Source organism: Pseudoxanthomonas sp. PXM02 (assembly GCF_014851805.1).
Taxonomy (GTDB): Bacteria; Pseudomonadota; Gammaproteobacteria; order Xanthomonadales; family Xanthomonadaceae; genus Pseudoxanthomonas_A.
Genome location: NZ_JACVAK010000001.1, coordinates 1,635,042 through 1,657,069, shown reverse-complemented (window position 1 = coordinate 1,657,069; position 22,028 = coordinate 1,635,042). Strand labels below are relative to the sequence as shown.

Annotated in this window: 19 protein-coding genes; 14 read left to right on the top strand and 5 right to left on the bottom strand. The window is 68.5% G+C overall.

What is annotated here, in order from left to right; all coding sequences use genetic code 11:
• Positions 1 to 114: 114 nt before the first annotated feature.
• Together IB225_RS08035 and prmA are read right to left on the bottom strand one after the other, a co-directional pair.
• Positions 115 to 1,083, bottom strand: a complete 969-nt coding sequence (locus IB225_RS08035; RefSeq protein ID WP_192310650.1) for a DUF3426 domain-containing protein — start codon at positions 1,081 to 1,083, stop codon at positions 115 to 117.
• A 61-nt stretch (positions 1,084 to 1,144) separates the two neighbouring features.
• Complete coding sequence (gene prmA / locus IB225_RS08030) at positions 1,145 to 2,059, bottom strand: 50S ribosomal protein L11 methyltransferase (RefSeq protein WP_192310649.1); 915 nt, start codon at positions 2,057 to 2,059, stop codon at positions 1,145 to 1,147.
• Between the two features lie 145 nt (positions 2,060 to 2,204).
• On the opposite strand from prmA, the gene IB225_RS08025 reads away from it, so the two are divergent.
• Both IB225_RS08025 and IB225_RS08020 read left to right on the top strand, forming a co-directional pair.
• Positions 2,205 to 3,137, top strand: a complete 933-nt coding sequence (locus IB225_RS08025; protein ID WP_345776579.1) for a hypothetical protein — start codon at positions 2,205 to 2,207, stop codon at positions 3,135 to 3,137.
• The gene (locus IB225_RS08020; RefSeq protein WP_192310648.1) at positions 3,134 to 3,493 is read left to right on the top strand and encodes a hypothetical protein; all 360 of its coding nucleotides are present in this window, start codon (positions 3,134 to 3,136) and stop codon (positions 3,491 to 3,493) included. Before IB225_RS08025 ends, IB225_RS08020 begins: the two co-directional genes overlap by 4 nt.
• An 89-nt stretch (positions 3,494 to 3,582) precedes the next feature.
• Here IB225_RS08020 and accC read toward each other — a convergent pair whose 3' ends face one another.
• From accC to aroQ, 3 genes are read right to left on the bottom strand one after another with little or no spacing between them, the layout of a single operon-like run.
• Complete coding sequence (accC, locus tag IB225_RS08015) at positions 3,583 to 4,950, bottom strand: acetyl-CoA carboxylase biotin carboxylase subunit (protein ID WP_192310647.1); 1,368 nt, start codon at positions 4,948 to 4,950, stop codon at positions 3,583 to 3,585.
• 10 nt (positions 4,951 to 4,960) lie between these two features.
• Positions 4,961 to 5,440, bottom strand: a complete 480-nt coding sequence (gene accB / locus IB225_RS08010; protein WP_192310646.1) for an acetyl-CoA carboxylase biotin carboxyl carrier protein — start codon at positions 5,438 to 5,440, stop codon at positions 4,961 to 4,963.
• A gap of 47 nt (positions 5,441 to 5,487) precedes the next feature.
• Positions 5,488 to 5,928, bottom strand: a complete 441-nt coding sequence (aroQ, locus tag IB225_RS08005; RefSeq protein ID WP_192310645.1) for a type II 3-dehydroquinate dehydratase — start codon at positions 5,926 to 5,928, stop codon at positions 5,488 to 5,490.
• Positions 5,929 to 6,167: 239 nt separating this feature from the next.
• On the opposite strand from aroQ, the gene IB225_RS08000 reads away from it, so the two are divergent.
• From IB225_RS08000 to IB225_RS07945, 12 genes are all read left to right on the top strand, one after another.
• Entirely contained in the window at positions 6,168 to 6,620 is a 453-nt protein-coding gene (locus IB225_RS08000; RefSeq protein ID WP_192310644.1) for a low molecular weight phosphotyrosine protein phosphatase, read from the top strand.
• 192 nt (positions 6,621 to 6,812) lie between these two features.
• Complete coding sequence (locus tag IB225_RS07995; RefSeq protein WP_192310643.1) at positions 6,813 to 9,176, top strand: UDP-N-acetylglucosamine 2-epimerase; 2,364 nt, start codon at positions 6,813 to 6,815, stop codon at positions 9,174 to 9,176.
• 62 nt (positions 9,177 to 9,238) lie between these two features.
• Positions 9,239 to 11,494 (top strand): polysaccharide biosynthesis tyrosine autokinase, encoded by a 2,256-nt coding sequence (locus IB225_RS07990; RefSeq protein WP_192310642.1) that lies wholly within the window; start codon positions 9,239 to 9,241, stop codon positions 11,492 to 11,494.
• Positions 11,495 to 11,507: 13 nt separating this feature from the next.
• Positions 11,508 to 12,941, top strand: coding sequence for an asparagine synthase-related protein (locus IB225_RS07985; RefSeq protein WP_192310641.1), 1,434 nt, complete (start codon positions 11,508 to 11,510; stop codon positions 12,939 to 12,941).
• Complete coding sequence (locus tag IB225_RS07980; protein WP_192310640.1) at positions 12,941 to 13,987, top strand: right-handed parallel beta-helix repeat-containing protein; 1,047 nt, start codon at positions 12,941 to 12,943, stop codon at positions 13,985 to 13,987. The genes IB225_RS07985 and IB225_RS07980 overlap by 1 nt, the downstream gene beginning before the upstream one ends.
• Before the next feature lie 308 nt (positions 13,988 to 14,295).
• Positions 14,296 to 15,534: a right-handed parallel beta-helix repeat-containing protein gene (locus IB225_RS07975; RefSeq protein WP_192310639.1), complete on the top strand. Its 1,239-nt coding sequence runs from the start codon at positions 14,296 to 14,298 to the stop codon at positions 15,532 to 15,534.
• Positions 15,535 to 15,698: 164 nt separating this feature from the next.
• Complete coding sequence (locus IB225_RS07970) at positions 15,699 to 16,853, top strand: glycosyltransferase family 4 protein (protein ID WP_192310638.1); 1,155 nt, start codon at positions 15,699 to 15,701, stop codon at positions 16,851 to 16,853.
• Entirely contained in the window at positions 16,850 to 18,154 is a 1,305-nt protein-coding gene (locus IB225_RS07965) for a polysaccharide biosynthesis C-terminal domain-containing protein (protein ID WP_192310637.1), read from the top strand. The genes IB225_RS07970 and IB225_RS07965 overlap by 4 nt, the downstream gene beginning before the upstream one ends.
• Complete coding sequence (locus IB225_RS07960) at positions 18,151 to 19,287, top strand: polysaccharide pyruvyl transferase family protein (RefSeq protein ID WP_192310636.1); 1,137 nt, start codon at positions 18,151 to 18,153, stop codon at positions 19,285 to 19,287. Before IB225_RS07965 ends, IB225_RS07960 begins: the two co-directional genes overlap by 4 nt.
• Positions 19,288 to 19,298: 11 nt before the next feature.
• Complete coding sequence (locus IB225_RS07955) at positions 19,299 to 20,123, top strand: glycosyltransferase family 2 protein (protein WP_192310635.1); 825 nt, start codon at positions 19,299 to 19,301, stop codon at positions 20,121 to 20,123.
• 10 nt (positions 20,124 to 20,133) lie between these two features.
• The gene (locus IB225_RS07950) at positions 20,134 to 21,189 is read left to right on the top strand and encodes an EpsG family protein (protein ID WP_192310634.1); all 1,056 of its coding nucleotides are present in this window, start codon (positions 20,134 to 20,136) and stop codon (positions 21,187 to 21,189) included.
• A gap of 8 nt (positions 21,190 to 21,197) precedes the next feature.
• Positions 21,198 to 21,950, top strand: a complete 753-nt coding sequence (locus IB225_RS07945; RefSeq protein WP_192310633.1) for a YdcF family protein — start codon at positions 21,198 to 21,200, stop codon at positions 21,948 to 21,950.
• Positions 21,951 to 22,028 lie beyond the last annotated feature (78 nt).

Here is a 22,028-nt window from a genome sequence, read left to right as displayed (position 1 = left end):
CCCCTGGGCGCTACGGATGCAGATGCCCGCCTGTGCGTACGGGTATTCGGCGGGGGGACGAGTCTAGCGCCTGATCGCGGCGCGCGCACCCGCTTTTTTGATGAATCGGCGGACTTAACGGAAGTCGAAGGAAAACGCGACGACGCTGGCGCTGGGCTCGCGGATGCGCACGGCCATCTGCGCACTCTGGCCCGGTCCGATGGCGGTGGCCGTCTCGCCTTCGGGCAGGTAATCGGTTGGTTGCAGTGCCCGCGCGCCCAGCGTGCGGCCATCGGCGTCCTTCAATGTCAGCAGGATCACCGGCCAGGCCTGCGCCCAGCGCGATTCGTTGCGGAACGTGGCCTGCGCCTGCAGGGTGCCGGGCATGTCGAGCAGGGGACGTACATCACGGCTGAGCATGGTGAATGCGGCGGGCTCACGCCACGTCGGTACATCGCAACGGAAGACACCGCACAGGGCCGTGACCACGGGACGCCAGCCCGCCTGCATCGCGAGCCGCGCGCGATCGGCGATCACGACCTGGATGCACAGCAGCAATGACAGTGCGCCGGCGATCGTCCACTGCAGGCGTGCGCGACGCGTATGCACCGGCGTGGTGCGCGCGCCGTGCAGGAAGCGCGGTCCGGTCGCCTTGCGTGCAGGAGGTGGCGCCACGACGACCGGCGCTTCGATCACCGGCGGTGACGTCACGTCCGGTGCTGGCGTCGCTGCCGCGGTCGCCTCGCTCGCGACGGTTTCGCCGGTCTGCACGCCTGCGTCGTTCTTGTCGGCGGTGTCCGCATCAGGAGCATCGGCCAGCGGCGACGGTGTTTCCGTCAACGCGGCGACGGAGGGTGTTTCCATCGCCGCATCGTCGACGGCCTGCGTTTCGACGACGTCCGCTTCGACCTTCTTTGCGGCAGTGCTTTCTGCCTCGTTGTCGACGGGCGCGGCATGCAGCAGCGTGGCCAGACTGGGTGCGGGTGTCGTCGTGTCACCGCCCGTCGCCAGCGGTTTGCCGCAGCGCGGACACTCCGTGGGCGTGGCGCCCGAGTGCGGATCGCGGGCGACGAGGAACTGGCAATGCGGGCAGGCGGTGAACATGGTCGCTATTCAACCATGCTCGCCCGCAGGCGTGTTGTGACCGGGAGTGGCCGTCGCGACGTCAGCGGCGGACGCCGTCGATGCGCATCCAGTCGCCGTCCTGCGTGGCCGAGAGGCCGTCGAACCAGGTGGCGTAGCGGACCAGCAGTTCGTCTTCCTGCCCCTTGAGGATGCCGGACAGTGCGATGCGGCCACCCGGTGCCACGCGCGCAGCGAGGATGTCGGCCAGGGCGTCCAGTGCGGAGGCCAGGATGTTCGCGACCACCACCGGATACGTCGTCACCGGTTCGTCGTCCGGCAGATACACGCTGAAGTCCGCATCCACGCCGTTGCGCTGCGCGTTGTCGGCGCTGGCCAGCAACGCCTGCGGATCGTTGTCGACGCCGACGGCCCGTGCTGCGCCCAGCTTCAGGGCCGCCAGCGCGAGGATGCCGGAGCCGCAACCGAAGTCGAGCACGCGCTGTCCCTGCAGCAGGCCTTCGCCGGCCAGCGCATCGAGCCAGCGCAGGCACAGCGCCGTGGTGGGATGCGTGCCGGATCCGAACGCCAGGCCGGGATCGAGCCGCACGATCGCGGCATCGTCGCCGGCGTCGTCCGGCACCTCGTGGTTCCACGGCACGATGAACGTGCGTACGCCGAACCGCATCGGCTTGAACTGGTCCAGCCATGCGCGCTCCCAGTCCTCATCCTCAACCTTGCGGAAGCCGACCTGGGTCCAGTCCAGCCCGGGATCGAAGGCCTCCAGTGCGGCCAGCAACGTCAACGCATCGGCATCCGCATCGAACAGCGCGGTCAGCACCAGCGCTTTCCAGAGGGGCGTCTCGCCAACGCCCGGTTCCAGGATGGCGCGCTCGTTGCCGGTGTCGGCATCGGCGTCCAGCAGGGTGACCGACAGCGCGCCCACGTCGTCCAGGGCGTTCTCGTAGCGCGGCTGCTCGGCTTCGGTGCAGCGCAGGGAGAGTTCCAGGTAGGGCATGGCGGGGGATGAAAATGAACGGGCCGGGATTGTCTCATGGGCGTTGCAAGGCGGAAGCGCACTGCGGCGACGAAAGGGCGTGGTGGCCGCGCGAACGCACGCCCATCGCGTTGAAAGGCATGGAAAGCGCCGGGATAATGGCCGTGTGCCCCGGAAGCTGCTGATACCGACGATGCTGGTGGGCCTGCTGTGCGCGCTGGCGTGGATGCCGCTGCGCCAGGCGGGCTGGCTGCCGCATGCCGCGCCGACGTCGACCGACACGGTCGCCGGGACTGACATCGCCTACGGATCGGCGCCGATGCGCGCCGTGCTGCGCCCTGTGGCGGTGCGTTCGGCTCCCGCACTGTCCCCGCTGCGGCGTGGATTCGAAGACAGCACGGACCTGTTCGCCTATTCGCGCGAACTGACGATGCTCGCCGCGTCGGGCGACGCCGACGCGATGTGGCTGTTGAGCCTGGTGCAGGACCATTGCGCCGGTTATGCCGCCGACCCCGTCGGCTATGCGCAGGACACCCGCGTGATCGCCGGCCTGGGTCTGGCCAACGGCAACGCCATGCTCGCCTCGCGCCAGCGTGTGCAGCAGCGTTGCGCGCGTTTCGCGCCGCAGGATGGCTTCTCGCTGCCCACCGTCATCAACCAGCGCCTGCAGGCGGCGCGCGCCGGTAGCCTGGCGGCCGAGGCGTCGCTGCTGGCGATGGACCAGCCGCTGCAGGACGGCGACGCGTACCGCCGCGATCTGGTGCAGCGTGTACTCGATTCGGAAGATCCGTTCGCCTACCTGGCCATCGCGCCGGCGATGGGCACGGTAGGCAGTGGCCGGCGCGACACGCTGGGCGACGTTTCAGGCAGCGACCTGAGCGAACTCGCCTGGCGCATCGCGTCGTGCCGCCTGGGCATGGACTGCAGTCCGGGCGGCTCGATGATGACCAATTACTGCGTGAACGGCGGCATCTGCTCGCAGGATCAATCGCAGGATTTCACCACCTTCGCGAGGGACGCCGGTGTCCCGCGTCAGGGTGCGGATAACGTGGACGAGATGGTGGGCACCTTGCTGGCCCGCCAGGGAGTGGACGGATGAAGTACAAGCGCACGCGGCCCGGGGTCAACCTCATGGTGTGGGGACTGGTGGTGGTGGCGTATGCCGCGGCTGCCGCGACGATCGTCATCGAGACGCGCGACCCCAGCTTCAGGGACCTGTCGCGGATCGGGCACATGACCATCCATGCGCCCGAAGATGTGCGTCGGCTGGGTGCGACCCAGGTGGCCGCCCTCTATCGCGCGCGCAGTGGCACGCCGTTCTCGACGCTGTCCCCCGGCAGCACGATCAAGGTCATCTGGCCGGACGGCTCGTCCGAAGTGGTGCGCATCACCGATCCGGCCTCGCCGCTGGGGGCCACGCCGGTGCGGGGCACGCAGCAGGCACCGGACCGGTAACGCGCCGCTTCGCCGCATCATTCGCGCAAACAGGAAGGGCCGGGATGGCGACATCCCGGCCCTTCCATTTTCCGCATCGCGGGTCCGGCTCAGACCAGCGAGATCGCCTTGTTCTTGCGTTCGGCGAGGCGCTTTTCCAGGTAGTGGATGTTCTGCCCACCGGCCTGGAAACCCTGGTCGCGCATGATGCGCTGCTGCAACGGGATGTTGGTCTTGATGCCGTCGATGACCATCTCGCTCAGCGCCACGCGCATGCGCGCGATGGCCGTGTCGCGGTCCGGCCCGTGCACGATGAGCTTGGCGATCATCGAGTCGTAGTTCGGCGGTACGCGATAGCCTTCGTAGATGTGCGTGTCGACGCGCACGCCCGGACCACCCGGCGGATGGAAGTGCTGGATCAGGCCCGGATGCGGCATGAAGGTATCCGCGTCTTCGGCGTTGATGCGGCACTCGATGGCGTGGCCGCGCAGCACGATGTCGCTCTGCTTGATGGTCAGCTTCTGGCCGGCGGCGATGCGCAGCTGCTCGCAGACCAGGTCGATGCCGGTGATGCGCTCGGTCACCGGATGCTCCACCTGGATACGGGTATTCATCTCGATGAAGTAGAAGCGGCCGTCCTCAAACAGGAATTCGAACGTACCCGCACCGCGGTAGCCGATGCGGATGCAGGCTTCCACGCAGACCTTGCCGATTTCGTTGCGCAGTTCCTCGGTGATGCCGGGTGCGGGAGCCTCTTCCACGACCTTCTGGTGGCGACGCTGCATCGAGCAGTCGCGCTCGCCCAAATGGATCGCGTTGCCCTGACCGTCGGCGAGCACCTGGATTTCCACGTGGCGCGGATTCTCCAGGAACTTCTCCATGTAGACCTCGCCGTTGCCGAAGGCCGCCTTGGCCTCCGACTTGGTGGTCTCGATGGCGGCCTTCAGCGCGCCTTCGACATGCACCACGCGCATGCCGCGACCGCCGCCGCCGCCCGCGGCCTTGATGATCACCGGGTAGCCGATTTCGCGCGCGATCTTGGTGTTGGCGACGATGTCATCGCCCAGCGGACCGCCGCTGCCGGGCACGCACGGCACGCCGGCGGCCTGCATGGCGCGGATCGCTTCCACCTTGTCGCCCATCATGCGGATGGTGTCGGCCTTGGGGCCGATGAAGATGAAGCCGGACTGCTCGACGCGCTCGGCGAAGTCGGCGTTCTCCGACAGGAAGCCGTAGCCGGGGTGGATGGCCTGCGCGTCGGTCACCTCGGCCGCGGCGATGATCGCCGGGATGTTGAGGTAGCTGTCCTTCGAGGCGGCCGGGCCGATGCAGACGGACTCGTCGGCCATGGCCACGTGCTTGAGGTTGCGGTCGACGGTGGAATGCACCGCGACCGTGCGGATGCCCAGGGTGTGGCAGGCGCGCAGGATGCGCAGCGCAATCTCACCCCGGTTGGCGATGACGACTTTGTCCAGCATGGCGCGGGCCTCAGCCGATCACGAACAGCGGCTGGTCGAACTCGATCGGCTGGCCGCTCTCGGCCAGGATCGACAGCACCGTGCCGGATACGTCGGCTTCGATGGGATTGAACATCTTCATGGCTTCGATGATCGCCAGCGTCTCGCCCGCCTTCACCGACTGGCCGACCGTGACGAACGCCGGCTTGTCCGGCGACGGCGAGGCGTAGAACGTGCCGACCATCGGCGCGCGCACCACGTGGCCGTCGGGCAGGGCGTTGCCGGCCTTGGCCGTGCCGCCGGTGGAGGCTTCGGTGGGTGAGCTCATCGGCATCGGCGCGGCCGGACGCGGTTCGGCGTAGGCCACCGGGGCGGGTGCCGCCGGCACCGCATAGCCGCCCTTGGGCGTGCGCGCCAGGCGTACGGACTCTTCGCCTTCCTTGATCTCGATTTCGGCCAGGTTCGACTCTTCCAGCAGGTCGATCAGTTTCTTGATTTTGCGGAGATCCATGGGAGCCTCGTGGTTGAACGTCGTTCCCCGCGGGGAACAGAGGAAAGTCAGGCCGGCAGCCGCTGCAGGGCGGCGTCCAGCGCGTAGCGGTAGCTGTCTGCACCGAACCCGCAGACCACGCCCACCGCCTTGTCGCTGAAGTAGCTGGTATGGCGGAACGGTTCGCGGGTATGCGGGTTGGACAGGTGGATTTCGATGAAGGGCAGGGCCACCGCCGCCAGCGCGTCGCGGATCGCGACGGAGGTGTGGGTGAAGGCGGCCGGATTGATCAGGATGAAGGCGGTGCCGTCGGTGCGGGCGGCCTGGATGCGGTCCACCAACGCGTGCTCGGCATTGGACTGGAAGGTCTCCACCTGGTGGCCGGCCGTCTGCGCCTGCGCTGCCAGGGCCAGGTCGATATCGGCCAGCGTCGCATGCCCATAGACCTCCGGCTCGCGGGTGCCGAGCAGATTGAGGTTGGGGCCATGCAGGACCAGCAGCTTCGCCATTCGGCTCTCCAGCGGAAGGGCGGCAGTCTGCGCGAAGCGGGCGATGCTGTCCAGTTCGCCGAAGTTTCCCTTGATTTAAGCGCTTGTTTGAATCCGGTGCCCGGTCACGTCGTCATGCGCTGGAGCCGCGACGCTATATAAGAGGTGTCCCGCCAGGGCTCCGGTCGCCCGGTCACCTCACGTTCCCATCCCTGGCGGGCCACTGCCCTAGGCTGGTCTGCCGCTGCCCGAGACCCCGGATGTTCACCCTACACCTCGTCTGCATGGGAAACCTGTGCCGCAGCCCGATGGCCGCCGCCCTGTTCCGTGCCCGGCTGCCGGCGGACCGCTGCGCCGTCCTGTCGGCCGGACTGGTGGCGCAGCCGGGTCGGCAGGTCGCGCCGCTGGCGGCGGTCGTGCTGCAGGCGCATGGCCTGCCGGTGCCGGTCGAAGCGCCGCGGCAGTTCGATCCAGCCACCGTCGGCGGTGACGACCTGGTGCTGGCGATGCAGCACCGCCATGTCCGCGCGCTGCGGGCGCTGGTGCCGCAGGCGCGTTCGCGGATCCAGTTGCTGGGGCGATGGATGCCGCAGCGGGAAGTCGAGGATCCGATGGGCGGCGGCGTGGAGGATTTCGAACGCGCATTCGCGCACATCGCAGCGTGCGTCGATCAGTGGTGCGTGCGCGATGGGCGGCTCTCAACGCGGATGTGAAGAGCGTGAAGAGCGTTAACGCGCACGAGCCAACTTCCTGACTGATCCGTTACGCGCGCTTCTCCATTTCATGCGCTCATCAAATTGCTGTCCGTAGTTTCGGCACTGCACCAATCCCGCCCTCCACGACATGGAGACTTCGATCGGATCGAAGCCTTGCGGAGGGCATTGTCCACAGCAATCAGGTGAAAGATGGAGAATGCACGGGTCGTTGCCGCCAGCGCGATCGCCTTGGCCGCGACGTTGTTCGCCATATTCTCGATGCGGCCCTGGGCGCGGCGCGTAGGTCTGGTGGACCGTCCCGCCGGGCGCAAGCAGCACGTCGGCCGCGTGCCGGTGATCGGCGGCATCTGCTTCTTCGTGGGCACGCTGGTCGGCCTGGGCTACCTGGGCTATGTGGACCGCTTCGTGATGAGCCTGATGATGGGCAGCGCGCTGATCGTCGCGATTGGTGTTGCCGACGACATCAGCCATCTCAGCGTGCGCACGCGCCTGCTGGTGGAAGCGGCCATCGTCGGCCTGGTGATCCTGAGCACCGGCTACTACCTGGACCACGTCGGCGGACTGATTCCGTGGCTGGACCTCCGCCTGGGGCTGCTGGGCATCCCGGTGACCATCGTGGCCGTGATCGGCCTGATGAACGCCTTCAACATGCTCGATGGCATCGATGGCCTGGCCGCGTCGACGGCGATGGTGTGCATCGCCGCGATCCTGCTGTATTCGCACGCGGGTGCGCCCGGTGTCGGCGCCATGCTGATGCTGCAGATCCTGTTCGCTTCGCTGATCCCGTACGTGTTCGTCAATCTCGGCTGGCCCGACGGTCGCAAGATCTTCATGGGGGATGCCGGCAGCACCACCATCGGCTTCCTCATCGGCTGGAGCCTGATCTATCTCAGCCACCAGAGCGTGAACCGCGTGGTGCCGGTGGAGGTGCTGTGGTGCGTGGCGCTGCCGCTGATGGACACCGCGGCGGTGATGTACCGGCGCCTGCGCCGCGGCCGCTCGCCCTTCGCGGCGGACCGCCAGCACCTGCACCACCTGCTGCTGGACCACGGCCTGTCGGCACAGGCGACGTTGTGGATCATCGTGTCGATGGGCGCGGTGCTGGCGCTGCTGGGCTATGCGCTGCGCAGCGTGCCGCAACCGCTCAGCTTCTTCGTGTTCGTCGCCGTGGTCGTGGCCTATGTCACCGGCTTCTCGCGCCTGCTGGACGTGACGGCGCGCTGGATATCGGACCCTGCGTCGCGGTCCGGTGCGCGCAAGGCGAGTCGCGAATTTCCCGATGATGCCGAACTGAACCATGCGCCGGTGTCGGTGCGCCCGCTCGGCGCACGCTCTCACGAGGTGACGAACGCCGGTCGTATAGCCGTCGCCGATGGGCTGCGCGATCCCGATGCGCCGCTGCATGCGCTGTGCCTGGTCAACGCCTCATGCGAAGGCGCGGGCGTGGCGCCGATCGCGCGCCGGCTGGCGGACGACGACCGCTTCCATGCGACGGTCTGCACCACCGAAGGACATGGTGGCGACACCGGACACCTGCTGCAGATGTTCGGCCTGGAAGCACAGGCCAGCCTGTCGAGCGAAGGTGGCGTGGATGCGCGCGGCGAACAGCAGGCGGCCATGCAGCAGTTGCTAGGCGAAACGAACCCGGACGTGGTGGTGGTGCCCGGCGACGCGCCACTGACGTTCGCGATGAGCCTGGCCGCGCACGCGTGCGACGTTCCGCTGGTCTGCGTGGATGCGGATGCGCCGGCGACGGGCGCGCAGCACTGGCCGAGCGATGCCAGTCGCCGCATCGTGCAGTCGCTGGCGGCGCTGCACGTCGCGCCGAGCGAGGCGACCGGTCGCCGGCTGAGTGGCGAAGGCGTGCCGCGCGAAAGCATCCTCGTGCAGTCCGACGTGGCCGACGACGCGCTGCGCACTGCGCTGCGCCAGATCCGCCGCGACGCCGACCTGTCGCGTTCGCTCGCCGGCGGCTTCGGCTTCCTGCGCGGCAACGCGCCGCTGCTGCTGGCCGTCAGTGCGCGCAGTGACGCGACGGAGCAGGGTCCGTTCTCCGATGCGCTGGCGATGGTCGCGCGCCGCCGTCCCGACGTGGACATCGTCTGGGTGGGCGGCGTGGGCGTGTCGCCCGGCGAAGGCGGAGATCCGCTGCACACCTTCGCCAACGTGCACCCGCTGGAAGTCGACGACTTCCTCGCCTGGGCGTACCTGCTGGAGCGCGCGTACCTGGTGCTGGTGGGAACGGGCGCGCCGCCGCCGCGCCGCCTGCTCGGCAAGCCCGTCCTGGTGGCACGGGAAGAAACGGCCGGCGCGGAAGGCGGTGCCATCGCCATCGGTACCACGCCCGTGGCGATCGCCGGTCGCGCGCTCACGCTGCTCAGCGACGACGCGGTCTACATGTCGCTGTGCGCGGCACCGGATCTCAGGACGCCGACCCGCGACGGCTGCGCGCCGGTGCTGGATGCACTGGCCGGCTTGCGTGCTTCTTCCCTCACGACGACCCCCGCCGCGCCCGCGATGGATGCGCTCGGTGCACGCGCGGCGGCCTCCTGACATCGATCGTCCCGCCCGTGCGGCAGGCGATCGTCTTCCATGACATGCAATCGAGGTGAACCATGGCCAAGCTGATCACGCGACGAGGCTCGGAACGACCCCCGCTGGTGGCGTCGTCCGCGCGCAACGACGACGTCGACATTCCCGCACTGGTCTCCACGCTCAACGCGAAGAAGCGGCTGATCCTGCTGGGCACGGCGGCGTTCGTGCTGGCCAGCGTCGCCTACCTGGCGGTGGTCACGCCCAAGTACGAAGCCAACGCGGTGGTGCAGGTGGAAAGCCGGCCGGCCATCCCGCCAGGCCTCAGCCAGACCGCGGCCACGCAGGCACCGCCGGCCCTGCCGACGCCAGGCACCACCGAAGTCCAGCTGCTGACGTCGCGCCGGGTGATCGGCGAAGCCATGCAGCGGCTCGATCTGGACGTCGGCGTGAAGCCGATGCACGCGCCGCTGGTGGGCGACTTCATCAGTCGGCGCTACCAGCAGTCCAATCCCGGCGCGCTGGCCAAGCCCTGGTTCGGCCTGTCGAAGTACGGCTGGGGCGGCGACGTCCTGGACATCGCGCGGCTGGAGGTGCCGGAGCACCTGCAAGGCGTGCCGATGGAGCTGACCGCGGCCGGTGACGGACGGTATGCGCTGGCGGCGCAAGGCAAGGTGTTGGTGCGCGGTCGCGTGGGCGAGCCGGTCAACGCGGAAGGCGTGGCCATGCAGGTGCGCCGTCTCACCGCCAATCCCGGCATGCGTTTCGAAGTGACACGTTACGACCCCGCCGCCGCGCTGGCGGCACTGAAGGAAGGCATCACCGCCACCGAGATGGGCCGCAATTCCGGTGTCATCGGCCTGGTCTATGCGCATGCCGATCCCGAGCGCGCGCGCCGCGTGCTGGACGAAGTGACCAATGCCTACGTGCGCCAGAACGTGGCGCGCACCTCGGCCGAAGCCGCCAGCCGGCTGAAGTTCGTCTCCGAACAGTTGCCGAAGGTCCGCGAGGAGCTGGCCAAGGCGCAGGCCGCGCTGACCGCCTACCAGACGCGTTCGCAGACGCTGGACGTGGAAACCCAGAACCGTGCGCTGCTCGACCAGACCATCGCCCTCGACTCGGCGATCCAGCAGCTGCGCATCAAGATGACCGAGGTGGAGAACCGCTACACCGCGGCGCACCCGACGTACCGCGCGCTGCAGGACCAGATCAACCGCTTCAGCGGCGAGCGCAACAGCCTGCAGGGTCGCATCCGCGATCTGCCCGATGCGCAGCAGGCGCTGTTCCGCCTGAACCGCGACGTGGAAGTGACCAACCAGACCTACGCCAACCTGATGGACCAGGCGCAGCAGCTGGAGATCGCCAAGGCCAGTGCGGTCGGCAACGCGCGCATCATCGATCCGGCCGCGGTCAACCTCAACAGTCCGGCGTGGCCGAAGCCGCTGCCGGTGCTGCTGGCCGGCACGCTGCTCGGCCTCGCGGTGATGGTGGCGTTCGTGCTGGCGCAGCAGATGTTCCGTCGCGGCGTCGAGGATCCCATCGACATCGAACTGCTTGGCCTGCCGGTCTATGCGTCGATCCCGCACAGCCGCAAGGGCCAGGACCTCGCGCGCCGCCGGATCGGCCAGCGCCGGGATGGCCGGCATCGCCTGCTGGCGCTGGCCGCGCCGACCGACCTGGCGATGGAAGCGTTGCGCTCCCTGCGCACCAGCCTGCATTTCGCCCGCATGCGCACGCGCAACAACCTGCTGATGATCTCCGCGCCCAGTCCGGGCGTGGGCAAGACCTTCATCTGCGCCAACCTGGCGGTGACCATCGCGCAGACCGGGCAGCGCGTGCTGCTGATCGATGCCGACATGCGCCGCGGCACGTTGCACGATGCCGTCGGCGTGCGCTGGGAAGGCGGCCTGTCCGACGTCATCGCCGGTCGCGTCCCGCTGGATGAAGCGATCCGCAAGGTCGCCGGTGCCGAGAACCTGTCCTTCATCTCGCGCGGCGCGATTCCGTCCAATCCATCGGAACTGCTTATGCACGAGAACTTCAGCGAGCTGCTGAAGCGCGTGTCCGGCGAGTACGACATCGTGCTGATCGATACGCCGCCGGTGCTGGCGGTGACCGACGCGGCGGTCATCGGCCACCACGCGGGCACCTGCCTGATGGTGGTGCGCTGGGGCCTCAACCAGCAGCGCGAGATCGCGCTGGCCAAGCAGCGCCTGGAGCAGACCGGCGTGGAAGTGAAGGGCGCCATCTTCAACGGCGTGGAGAAGCGCGGTGCAGGCGAGTACGCCTACACCTACTACGAGTACCTGCCGGCGCCGCGCGCCAGCCATGGCCGTTGAGGAGCCGTCGCCGATGCAGATCACCATGTCGCCGTACTACGGCACGCCGGACTTCACCGTGCTGGATCGCCATCCGGAGTACCACCGGGTCGATCCGGTTTCGGTCGCCGACCTGCTGCGAAACGCCTTCGTCTATCCGCCGCATTCGATCTACGAAGGCGTCAAGCTGGTGACGTTCGGTTTCTCGGCGCACCAGGACATGCGCGGAACGCCGGACTTCCACTTCAAGTTCCGCAACGCGGGCGAAGTCCCGGAAGTCGAGGAGCGGCCTCAGGACTGGATCGCCGTCTACCACCGCATGCTGTGCGATGCGATCACGCGTACCTGTGCCGACATGCGCTCGCCGTGGTTGCTGCAAAGCGGCGGCAAGGACTCCACGACGCTGGCGATCGCGCTGGCGGACGCACGGCCGGATGCCACCTGCATCACCTATCTCGGCGGGCGCGAGGAGAACGAACTGGAATCGGCGCGCCATGTCGCCACCCGGCTCGGCCTGCGCCACGAAGCACTGGTCTGCGATCCCGGTCGCGCCTACGACCGCTATTTAGCGCTCGCCGCCAACATGCCGCTGCTCACGGCGGACTTTGCCTTGCTGTCATATGCCGATCTCGCCACCGAGGTGGCGGCGCGCGGCGGTGATGGCGTGGTGGACGGCCTGGGCGCGGACAGCTACTTCGGTACGCCGGTCGATCTGCAGCAGCAGTTGACGGTGCGTCTGGCGCGCGGGCTGCGCCTGCCGTTCGATGCCACCGGCCTGCCCGGGGTGTCCGCCAGCTTCCCGCTGTGCTTCGCGCTGGGCACGCTGCAGATGACGCCGATCGAGCGTGTGTTCCCGGGTTCGCGCTTCAACGATGCCGAAGTGGATGCGCTGTTCGGTACCGACATCGCGCACCGTTCGCGCGAGCGGCTGTCGCTGTTCAAGGCAGAGATTGCGTCGGCCACCAGCGCGTGGGAATGGCGTGACATGTCGATGTCCATCGCCGGATCCGCCGGCGCGTTCGCCAAGGGCCTGTACACCGCGCATGCGGCCGGCCTGGGTGTGGCATATCCGTTCTGCGATCGCGCGCTGCGCGAGTGGATCCATCACGAGGTGCCGCGCCGGCAGAAAGTGGACCCGGACAGCGGACTCAACAAGGTGCTGATCCGTCGGCACATCGCGGCACACTTCGGCGAGCTGCCATACGTGCAGCGCAAGGGCAGCTTCCGTTTCGATGTCTGCGGGCTGGCGGCACAACGGTTCGACCAGGTCCATGCGTTCGCCATGCAGGCGCGTGACGTTCTGCCCGGTGCCGTTGCGTGGCTGGAACGCAATCGCGGCCGGCTCGACAACAAGTACCACGCGTCGAAGTTCTATCTGCTGGCCGTGGTGCTGCCGTGGCTGGTGGCGCACGCGGCGGACGCAGCGGTAGCCGCGCCGGATCCGCGCCAGGCATCGATGGCGGCCTGATGCGGCTGTCCCGGCGAAAGCTGATGGGCGCCGGTGCAGGACTGGCGTTCGCCTCGTTCTTTCCGCAGGGGCGGGCGGCGATCCTGGATGCGCGCGATTTCGGCGCGCGCGGCGATGGCCGCCACGACGACACGCGCGCCCTGCAGGCGGCCATCGACGCGCTGCCGGCGGGCGGTACGCTGGCGCTCGGCGCGGGCAACTACGTCATCGATCCGGAACGCAGTCTCCGCCTGCGCTCGCGCACGCGGCTGTCGATGGCGCGCGAGACGCGGTTGGTCGCCCGCGCGAACGCCGCGCCCCGCGCGTACGTGCTGCTGATCGAAGGCGTGCACGACGTGGAGGTCAGCGGCGGCCGTATCGTCGGTGATCGCGACCATCATCTTTCCACTGCGGGCGAATGGGGCCACGGCATCATGGTGCGCGGTGCGGAGTCGGTGCTGCTGCGCGACCTGCACATTACCCGCTGCTGGGGGGATGGCATCTCGGTCGGCGGCATCAGCGGGGCGCGCGTGACGCCCAGCCGCGACATCCGCATCGAGGACGTCACCTGCACCGGCAATCGCCGGCAGGGCCTGACGATCGGCCGGTCGCGCCATGTCCGCGTGCTGCGCTCCCACTTCATCGCCACGCGCGGCACGCTGCCGGGCTGTGGCATCGATATCGAACCGGATCCGGGCGACAGCGCCGAGGACATCGCCATCGAAGCCTGCACACTGCGCGGCAACCATGGCGCTGGCCTGCAGGTCTATGCGCGCGGTCGCCGCATCACCGTCCGTCGGTGCGACATCCGCGGCAACCGCGGGGATGGCGTGCTGATACGCGAAGGCGAGCAATGCGTGATCGAGGACAACGACATCGTCGGCAACGGCCTGCGCGGCATCGCCGTGCGTGGCGGGCGGGGCATCACCGTGGTGGACAACCGCTTCGCCGACAACGCCACGGGCTTGCGTCGGCAGCGATCGCAGGACATCAAGGGGTGGATGCACGTGGATGTGGCGAAGACCGCGCAGGACGTGCGCGTGGATCGGAGCAACCGGTTCGAGTAAGGTGGCGCGCCGCAGGGCACGTGCGAAGCGAACGCATCCGTCGCCACAAGCGGACTCAAGCGCGTACGACAAGCGACCTCATCCGCGCTGGAAAAGCGGGCTCAACCGCCATTGTCTGCGCGCAGATGCGTGACGGTCATCGCGCGAACGAGACGTGCACAGGCCAAGTGTTTGAAAGCGCTCACAAATACGCGGTGGCGTTTACCGGCGGTTGATTCGGCGTCGCTATAGTCGCCGCCGTCGCGATTTCACGCGGCGCTCACATGGCGATTTTTCCGACGGGCACGTGCCCGCAAGGGGTTGGTTTCGTGAAGAACAACGTTCTCGTGCACGACGTGCGCGAGGCTGGGATGCCTCGGCGCAATTTCCTGCGCACTTCGATGCTCGTCGCCCTGCCGGCCCTCGGCGTGGCCAGTGGCATCCCGCGCGCGTTGGGCGCCGTGATGGCCGGCAACGCGCCGGTACTGTCGGTGTCGGCGACCGCGGTCTACGAGCCGCCCGTCCGGGCACGCGGCAGCACGACGCACAACGTGCGCAACTGGGGTGCCGCGGGCGACGGCGCGCGCGACGACACCACGTCGTTCCAGGCCGCGATCGATTCGCTGCCCGCCGCTGGCGGCACGGTCGTCGTGCCGGCCGGCGACTACGTGATCGATCCGACCCGCAACGTGCGCCTGCGCAGCAACATGCACTTGGAACTCGCCGAGGGCGCCATCCTGCGCGCCAAGCGCAACGACCAGGAGCGTGCGTACGTGCTGATGGTCTACAAGGTCAGCAACGTCGAGATCTCGGGCGGCCGCATCATCGGCGACCGCGACAACCACCTCGGCACCACCGGCGAATGGGGCCACGGCATCATGGTGCGCGGCTCGACCGGCGTGACCATCCGCGATATCCACGTGTCCAAGTGCTGGGGCGATGGCATCTCCATCGGCGGCGCCATGGTGACCAACGCGCCGACCATCCCGTGCAACGACGTGGTCATCGCCAACATCGTGAGCACCGGCAACCGCCGCCAGGGCATGACCATCGGCTGCGCGACCAACGTGAAGGTGTACGACAGCGAATTCAGCGCCACCCGCGGCATCGCGCCGGAGTGCGGCATCGACGTGGAGCCCGACGCCAACGATGCGCGCATCACCTCGACCGTCCACATCGAGAACTGCCTCATCCGCGGCAACGCGGGCAACGGGCTGCTGCTCTACAAGCGCGTCAAGGGCGTGACGGTGAAGCGCTGCACGATCGAGCACAACGGTGGCCATGGCATCCTGACCATCGGCCCGGAAGGCGGCTATATCGCGCTCAACACCATCCGGCACAACTACCTGGTCGGACTGATGCTGGGCGCGAACACCTACAACTACCAGGTGAGCGGCAATACCTTCCGCAACAACAACACGCGCCTGCACGGGGTCAACACTACGGTCGTGAATCCGCTGGTCTCCATGACCGGCATCATCGAGGGCAACAAGGGTAACGGCGCGCACGTGGCGAAAGTCTCCACGGCCACCGACATCCGGGTGACCACGAACCACTTCGCGAAGTGATCGCGTGGCGCGGTCGCGCCGGGTGAAGAGTGCGTCAAGAGGCGGCCGCAAGGCCGCCTCTTCTTTCATGCGTTCATGCGTGCCTGCGCCTTGTGGTGAGTGCGTCAATGGATTCGGCGAGGTCGTTTCCTAGAATCGGGACGATGCCTCGTGCGGAGTCCACCTTGAAGTTCATCCTGTTCGCCAACACCGACTGGTACCTCTACAACTTCCGTCTTTCCACCGCGCGAGCGCTGCAGGCGCGCGGCGTGGAGGTCGTCATGGTGTCGCCGCCCGGCGACTTCGGGCCGCGATTCGCACAGCACGGCGTGCGCTGGGTGCCGCTGCGCATGCAGCGCGCCAGCCTCAATCCGCTCCGCGAGGCGGGCACGATGGCGGCCCTGGTGGCGCTGCTGCGCGAGGAGCGCCCCGACCTGCTGCACAGCTTCACCCTGAAGTGCGCCGTATACGGTGCGCTGGCGGCGCGCGCGGCGAAGGTGCCCGCGTACGTCAACGCGGTCACCGGCCTGGGATACGTGTTCGCCAGCGACCGCATGAAGGCGCGCGTGCTGCGCCCGCTGGTCTCCACGCTGATGCGGGTCGCGCTGGGCAGCGACCGCTCGCGCGTGATCCTGCAGAATCCCGACGACGCCCAGGCTTTCCATTCGCTGCGCCTCGCACCGCCGCAGCACATCCGGCTGATCCGCAGTTCCGGCGTCGACATCACCCGGTTCAATACGGAGGGCCGCGGGTCCCGCGACGACGGCAACCTGCGCGTGCTGCTCGCCGCGCGCCTGCTGAAGGAGAAAGGCGTGCACGAGTTCGCGGACGCCTCGGCGCGGCTGCGTGCGGAAGGGCGCGATGTCCAGTTCCTGCTGGCCGGCATGCCCGACGAAGGCAATCCCAGTTCGGTGACGCGCGAGCAGGTCGAGCAATGGCAGGCACAGGGACTGGTGCGGTGGCTCGGCCATGTGGACGACATGCCCGCACTGCTGCGCGAGGTGGACGTGATGGCGCTGCCCAGCTACTACCGCGAAGGGGTGCCGAAGAGCCTGATCGAGGCCGCGGCATGCAGCATCGCGCTGGTCACCACCGACCTTCCCGGCTGCCGCGAGGTGGTGACGCGCGACGGACATGACGGCCTGCACGTCGTGCCGCGCAGTGCCGAATCGCTGGCACAGGTGCTGGCGCGGCTGGACGACGACCGCACGCTGTTGCGCGTGCTGGGTGCACGGGCACGAGAGAAGGCGCTGGCCGACTTCGATGAGCGCGTGGTGATCAGCCGCACCTGCGACGTCTACGACGAGCTGCTGCCGCAGCCGCTTGCGATGGCCGCATGAGCCAGGCCTTGCCCATGCCGTGGCGCCCGGCGCTCGCTGCCCTGTCCGTACTGTCGTTGGCGACGGCCGCGGGCGCGGCGATGGTGTTCCTCACGCAGGTCCTGCTCGCGCGCCACTTCGGCCCGGCCCAGTACGGCCTGTTCGCGTCGTCGCTGGCCACCGTCAGCCTGGTCGCGCCGCTGGCGGGCTTCGGCCTGTCCCAGTTCCGGTTGAAGGCGCATGGCGCGGAAGGCTGGGCCGCCGAACGGTGGCAGCCGGCATCGGCGCGCTTCATCGTCGTCACCAGTGCGCTGGCCGTCGGTGGCGTCGTTGCGTGGGCGTTGGCCGGACCGCCCGTGGATGCCGAGACGCGCTACATGCTGCTGGTGCTGGCTCCCTTCGTCCTGGGGCTGCTGGCGGTCGAACAGACGGGCAGCAAGTTGCGCCTCGAAGAACGGCATGCCGCGCTCGCCGGCTGGCAATTGCTGGTGCCGGCGGGACGGTTGGCGATCGCGCTGCTCGCCGTGGCCGGCCTGTCGTTGTCGATCCATGCCGTGGCCTGGGGCCATGCCGCGCTCGCGGCGCTGGTCCTGGTGCTGGCACTGCCGCAGTGGCGCGCGATGCAGCGGGGCGACTGGACGCTGAAAGGGCACGGGCCGCGCAACGCCGCCCTGTCCCACGACATCGCGCGGCCGGATGCGCGCACGCTGCTCCGGCATGCATGGCCTTACGGTGTGGCGGCCGTGCTGTATCCGGTGTTCTTCCAGATCGGCACCGTGCTGCTGAAGTATCTGCACGGCGATGCCGAGGCCGGCGTGTTCGGCATCGCGCTGGCCGTGATGACGGCGATCTACCTGTTTCCGACCACGGTGTACCAGAAGTTCCTGCTCGCGCGCCTGCACCGCTGGGCAGTGCATGATCGGGCGCGCTTCCGCCAGGTGTACCGGCTGGGCTGCGTCGGCATGCTCGCCAGCGGCGTAGCGGTCGGCCTGCTGCTTGCCGCGCTGTCCGGCCACGCGGTGCAGGTGTTCGGCGACCGTTACGCGGGGCTGCAACCGCTGCTCATGCTGCTGGCGGTCTGCGTGCCGGTGCGGTTCCTGTCCACTGCGGTGGGCGCCGTGCTGCTGACCGAAGGGCAGATGCTCTACCGGGTCGGCGCGATGCTGGTGGCTGCGGTCGCGGCGATCCTGCTCAACCTGCTGCTGATCCCGTCGCACGGCGCCATGGGTGCGGCCTTCGCCACCCTGGCGGCGGAGGGCTTGCTGCTGCTTTCGATGTACCACGGCGCGCGACGCGCGACGGTCCTGCGGGGTGCGCCATGACCGCCCTGCGCACGGCATTCACCGGTTACTACGGCATGCGCAACTTCGGCGACGACCTGTTCGGCGTGGTGTGCGCGATGGCGGCGCAGTCCTACTGGCGTTCGCAGCCCAGCGTGGTCGGACCGCCGCTGCAGGATGCGCCGGCAAGCAGCACGGTGCCACGGCGCTATCCGCCGCGCTGGTACGGCAGCACCGGCGTCGTGGGCAAGGCCAGCCGCTGGCTGAGCTTCGCGCGGGGCATCCACGAGTGCGACGTGCTGGTGATGGGCGGCGGTTCCGTGATCACCGCGCGCGAGTCGTTCCGCAAGCCGATGATGCTGTCGGCCACCCGGCGCGGCGTGAAGCTCGCGGCGGTGGGCGTGTCGATCGGCCCGTTCCGCGACGACCGCTCGCGCGATTCGGTGGCGGAATTCCTGCAGCGCTTCAGCTACCTGTCCGTGCGCGATGCGCGTTCGCACCGCGAGGCGCAGGCGATGGGCGTCGGCGCCATCACCCACGCCGGCTGCGACCTCGCCGCGCTGCTGCCCTGGCTTGCGCCGCGATCGGCCCGTCCGGCACCGGAGCCGGGAAGCCCCGTACGCATCGGTGTTGCGCCATGTCACTACCGAGAGGACGGCGACTACGCGGTGCCGCAGAAGCGGCGCTGGGAGGAGCAGCTCATCGCGACGCTCGGCCGGCTCCGCTGCACACGACCGGTCACCGTGGATGTCTTCAGCCTCAACGAGCACGAGCATCATGGCGATCGTGCACTGGCGCAGTCGCTGGTCGGCCGCCTGCGCACGGAGGGCATCGATGCGCACTGGCAGGGTTATGCACGGCAGGACCCGTTGCGCACGGTCGATGCGCTGGCTGCCTGCGATGCCGTGGTCAGCGCACGCCTGCATGGCGCGATCGTCGCGTACCTGCATGGCGTGCCTTTCATGATCGTCGACTACCACCCCAAGTGCCGCGACTTCGCCGACGACATCGGGCTGGACGCTTCGCTGCGTGTTACCGCGCGGGACACGGAGAATCCGTTCGGCGCGGCATTGCCCGCCCTGCTGGCGGGCGAACGGGCGCCGCGCGTTGCACCCATGGTCTATGCGCAGCGGGCGCCGCATGTGTTCCAGTGCGCACCCTGGGCCACGTCATGAACGAGGACCGCGTGAACAGCTCCCTCCCCGCGACTGCGCCGATCAGCGTGGTCATCCCCTGTTACCGCTGCGCCGACACGATCGGCGCGTCCGTGGCGTCGATCGATACGCAGCAACGCCGGCCGGTCGAAGTGCTGCTGGTCGACGACGCCAGCGGCGACGGCACGCTGGAGGCACTGCATCGTGTGGCCGCCGCGTATCCGCCGGGCTGGGTGAAGGTGGTGACGTCGCCGGCGAACGGAGGACCGTCGCAGGCACGCAACCTCGGGTGGCAGGCCGCATCGCAGCCGTATATCGCGTTCCTGGACGCCGACGATACCTGGGCGCCGGAGAAGATCGCGCTGCAGATGCGCGAGCTGGAACGCGACCCCGGCATCGCCCTGATCGCGCACAGGATGAAGGTGGTGTCGCGCGGTGCAGCGCCGGACCCGGTACGCGCGCCGGTGCGTGCGCACACGATCAGTCGGCGCCGCCTGCTGCTCAACAATCCGTTCCCGACCGCCTCGGTCATCCTGCGCCGCGACCTGCCGTTCCGTTTCAACGAACGGTTCCGTCGCGTGGAGGATTTCCTGCTGTGGGCACAGATCGGGTTCTCCGGCTACCACTGCGTCAAGCTCGACCAGGTGCTGGCCTACTGGCACAAGCCCACGTTCGGTGCCGCCGGCCTGAGTGGCGATCTGGACGCGATGCATCGGGCTGGCAAGGAAGTGCGGCAGGAACTGCTGCGCACTGGCCTGGTCACCCGTGGCGAACACTGGGTGGCACGCGGGTTCGGCCTGATCCGCCGCAGCCGTCGTCGTGTGCTGTTGATGATGCGCCCGACAGGGGCGCGGTGAAGCGTTCGCCATGAAGACGTACACCGTTCCGCTGTCCTCTCCACTGCGCACCGCACCGCATGACGCGGCGACGCGCGGGCTCGGTGTGCTGGTGGTGCTGGCCGTCGCCGCGTTCGCCTGCTGGGTGGTGGGCAGCCGGCCGCTGCACATCGGTGAGGACACCGAGACCTACGCGGCGTTCTTCGATGCGCTGGGTGCGGGCCTGCCGGAGACGCGGCTGGAAATCGGCTTCGTCTACCTCAGCTATGCGCTGCGCCGGCTGGGTCTCGGTCTGCAGGGCTACCAGACCGCCCTGTTCGGACTGATGCTGCTGGCCGTTACGGTGGCGGTGCGCATCAACCATCGCCGGTTCCCGCCCAGCCAGGCTTATCCGACCTTGCTGTGCGCCTCGCTGATGCTGCTGTTCATCTCGCCGATGTTCGTCAACGCATCGATCAACGCGGTCCGGCAAGGACTGGCAGCGCCGCTGGTGTTCGCAGCCCTGCTGTGCTTCCAGCAACGGCGCTGGGTGGGCTTCGTCGCGCTCGGCGCGTTGGCCGCGAGCCTGCACACGTCGTCGCTGCTTTACCTGGCATGCGCGCCGGCCCTGCTGCTGAAGCCGAACGTGTTGCGCGCCGTCGCGCTGCTGGCATGCCTGGCCTACGTGGCGGGCCTGACAATGAAGATGGTCGGCGTGGCGGCACCCTCCCTGTACACGACGGTGATGGAGTACACCGCCAACGACAACTACCGCGCCGGCGTGCGCATCGACTTCGCCGCGTTCACGCTGTTCTGGTACCTGCTGATGCTGGGGGTTGCGCCGTGGGTACAGGCTGAAGCCCGTCGCGCGCTGGCGGATGCGGCGTCCGTCTATCTGGTGATGGCATTGCCGTTCTTCATGATCGGCTGGGGCTACTTCTCCAACCGCTACCTGCTGCCGGCCTGGATGGCGATGTCGCTGATCCTGGCCGCAGCCTGCTGCTACAGCAGGGTCGCGCCGCTGCGGCATCCGCTGGTGCTGGGTGCCGGCCTGCTGACTTCGTGCGGCGTGCTGTACGTGTTCGTGTCGCGCGGCATCGTCATCTGAGCGTCCCCATGGAGACCCTGTCCGCGATCGTCGTATGGTTGAGTTATCCGCCGATGCTGTCGTTATGCGTGCTGGTCGCCGCCGCGTTGCTGTGGTGGCTGCGGCGTCGCCATGTCGCGGTCGCGCTGGCGGTCGCCGGCATCGCCTGGTCGATGCTGTGGTCGATCCCGATCGCATCGGATGGGCTGCGCGGCGTGCTGGAGCAGCGCTATGCGATGCGTGACGCGTCGGCGCTGCCGAAGGCCGATGCGATCGTCGTGCTCGGCGGCGGCAGCAACTACGCATGGCTCGACCGGCCGGATATCGACCCTGATCGCCTGCACAGCAGCCGGCTCGCGGCGGGCGCGCGCGCGTGGCATGCGGGCAAGGCGCCGAAGATCATCCTCAGCGGCGGGGCCGTCGGCAGCACCACCGAAGCGCGGCGGATGGCGTCGGCGATCCAGCGGCTGGGTGTGCCCGACGAAGCGCTGGTGCTGGAAGAACGCAGCCGCGACACGCGCGACAACGCACGCTACAGCATGGCACTGGCGGATGCGCAAGGCGGACGCAAGGTGTTGCTGGTGACATCGGCGCTGCACATGCCGCGGGCAGCGCTGCAGTTCTGTCGTGCAGGCGCGGATGTCTTCGCCGTGCCGGTGCCGGAGGGCAGGCCATCGAAGGGCTTGCGTGCCCAGTACGTTCCGTCGCGCCGTGCGCTATGGCGCAGCGGCCGCGCATTCAAGGAGTTCGCGGCATTGGCGGCCGCGTGGATCGGCGCCTGACGCGGGTCGATCCCTGCATTAATGCAGGGTTTGGCTGCTTCCCCCGTTCTCTTCACGCCGCCGTTGCCACGATGAAAG

Excerpts from the sequence above, each read along its gene's own strand:
- IB225_RS08035 (WP_192310650.1), bottom strand. The coding sequence starts at position 1,083 with ATGTTCACCGCCTGCCCGCATTGCCAGTTCCTCGTCGCCCGCGATCCG.
- prmA (WP_192310649.1), bottom strand. The coding sequence starts at position 2,059 with ATGCCCTACCTGGAACTCTCCCTGCGCTGCACCGAAGCCGAGCAGCCG.
- IB225_RS08020 (WP_192310648.1), top strand. The coding sequence starts at position 3,134 with ATGAAGTACAAGCGCACGCGGCCCGGGGTCAACCTCATGGTGTGGGGA.
- accC (WP_192310647.1), bottom strand. The coding sequence starts at position 4,950 with ATGCTGGACAAAGTCGTCATCGCCAACCGGGGTGAGATTGCGCTGCGC.
- accB (WP_192310646.1), bottom strand. The coding sequence starts at position 5,440 with ATGGATCTCCGCAAAATCAAGAAACTGATCGACCTGCTGGAAGAGTCG.
- aroQ (WP_192310645.1), bottom strand. The coding sequence starts at position 5,928 with ATGGCGAAGCTGCTGGTCCTGCATGGCCCCAACCTCAATCTGCTCGGC.
- IB225_RS08000 (WP_192310644.1), top strand. The coding sequence starts at position 6,168 with ATGTTCACCCTACACCTCGTCTGCATGGGAAACCTGTGCCGCAGCCCG.
- IB225_RS07995 (WP_192310643.1), top strand. The coding sequence starts at position 6,813 with ATGGAGAATGCACGGGTCGTTGCCGCCAGCGCGATCGCCTTGGCCGCG.
- IB225_RS07990 (WP_192310642.1), top strand. The coding sequence starts at position 9,239 with ATGGCCAAGCTGATCACGCGACGAGGCTCGGAACGACCCCCGCTGGTG.
- IB225_RS07985 (WP_192310641.1), top strand. The coding sequence starts at position 11,508 with ATGCAGATCACCATGTCGCCGTACTACGGCACGCCGGACTTCACCGTG.
- IB225_RS07980 (WP_192310640.1), top strand. The coding sequence starts at position 12,941 with ATGCGGCTGTCCCGGCGAAAGCTGATGGGCGCCGGTGCAGGACTGGCG.
- IB225_RS07965 (WP_192310637.1), top strand. The coding sequence starts at position 16,850 with ATGAGCCAGGCCTTGCCCATGCCGTGGCGCCCGGCGCTCGCTGCCCTG.
- IB225_RS07960 (WP_192310636.1), top strand. The coding sequence starts at position 18,151 with ATGACCGCCCTGCGCACGGCATTCACCGGTTACTACGGCATGCGCAAC.
- IB225_RS07950 (WP_192310634.1), top strand. The coding sequence starts at position 20,134 with ATGAAGACGTACACCGTTCCGCTGTCCTCTCCACTGCGCACCGCACCG.
- IB225_RS07945 (WP_192310633.1), top strand. The coding sequence starts at position 21,198 with ATGGAGACCCTGTCCGCGATCGTCGTATGGTTGAGTTATCCGCCGATG.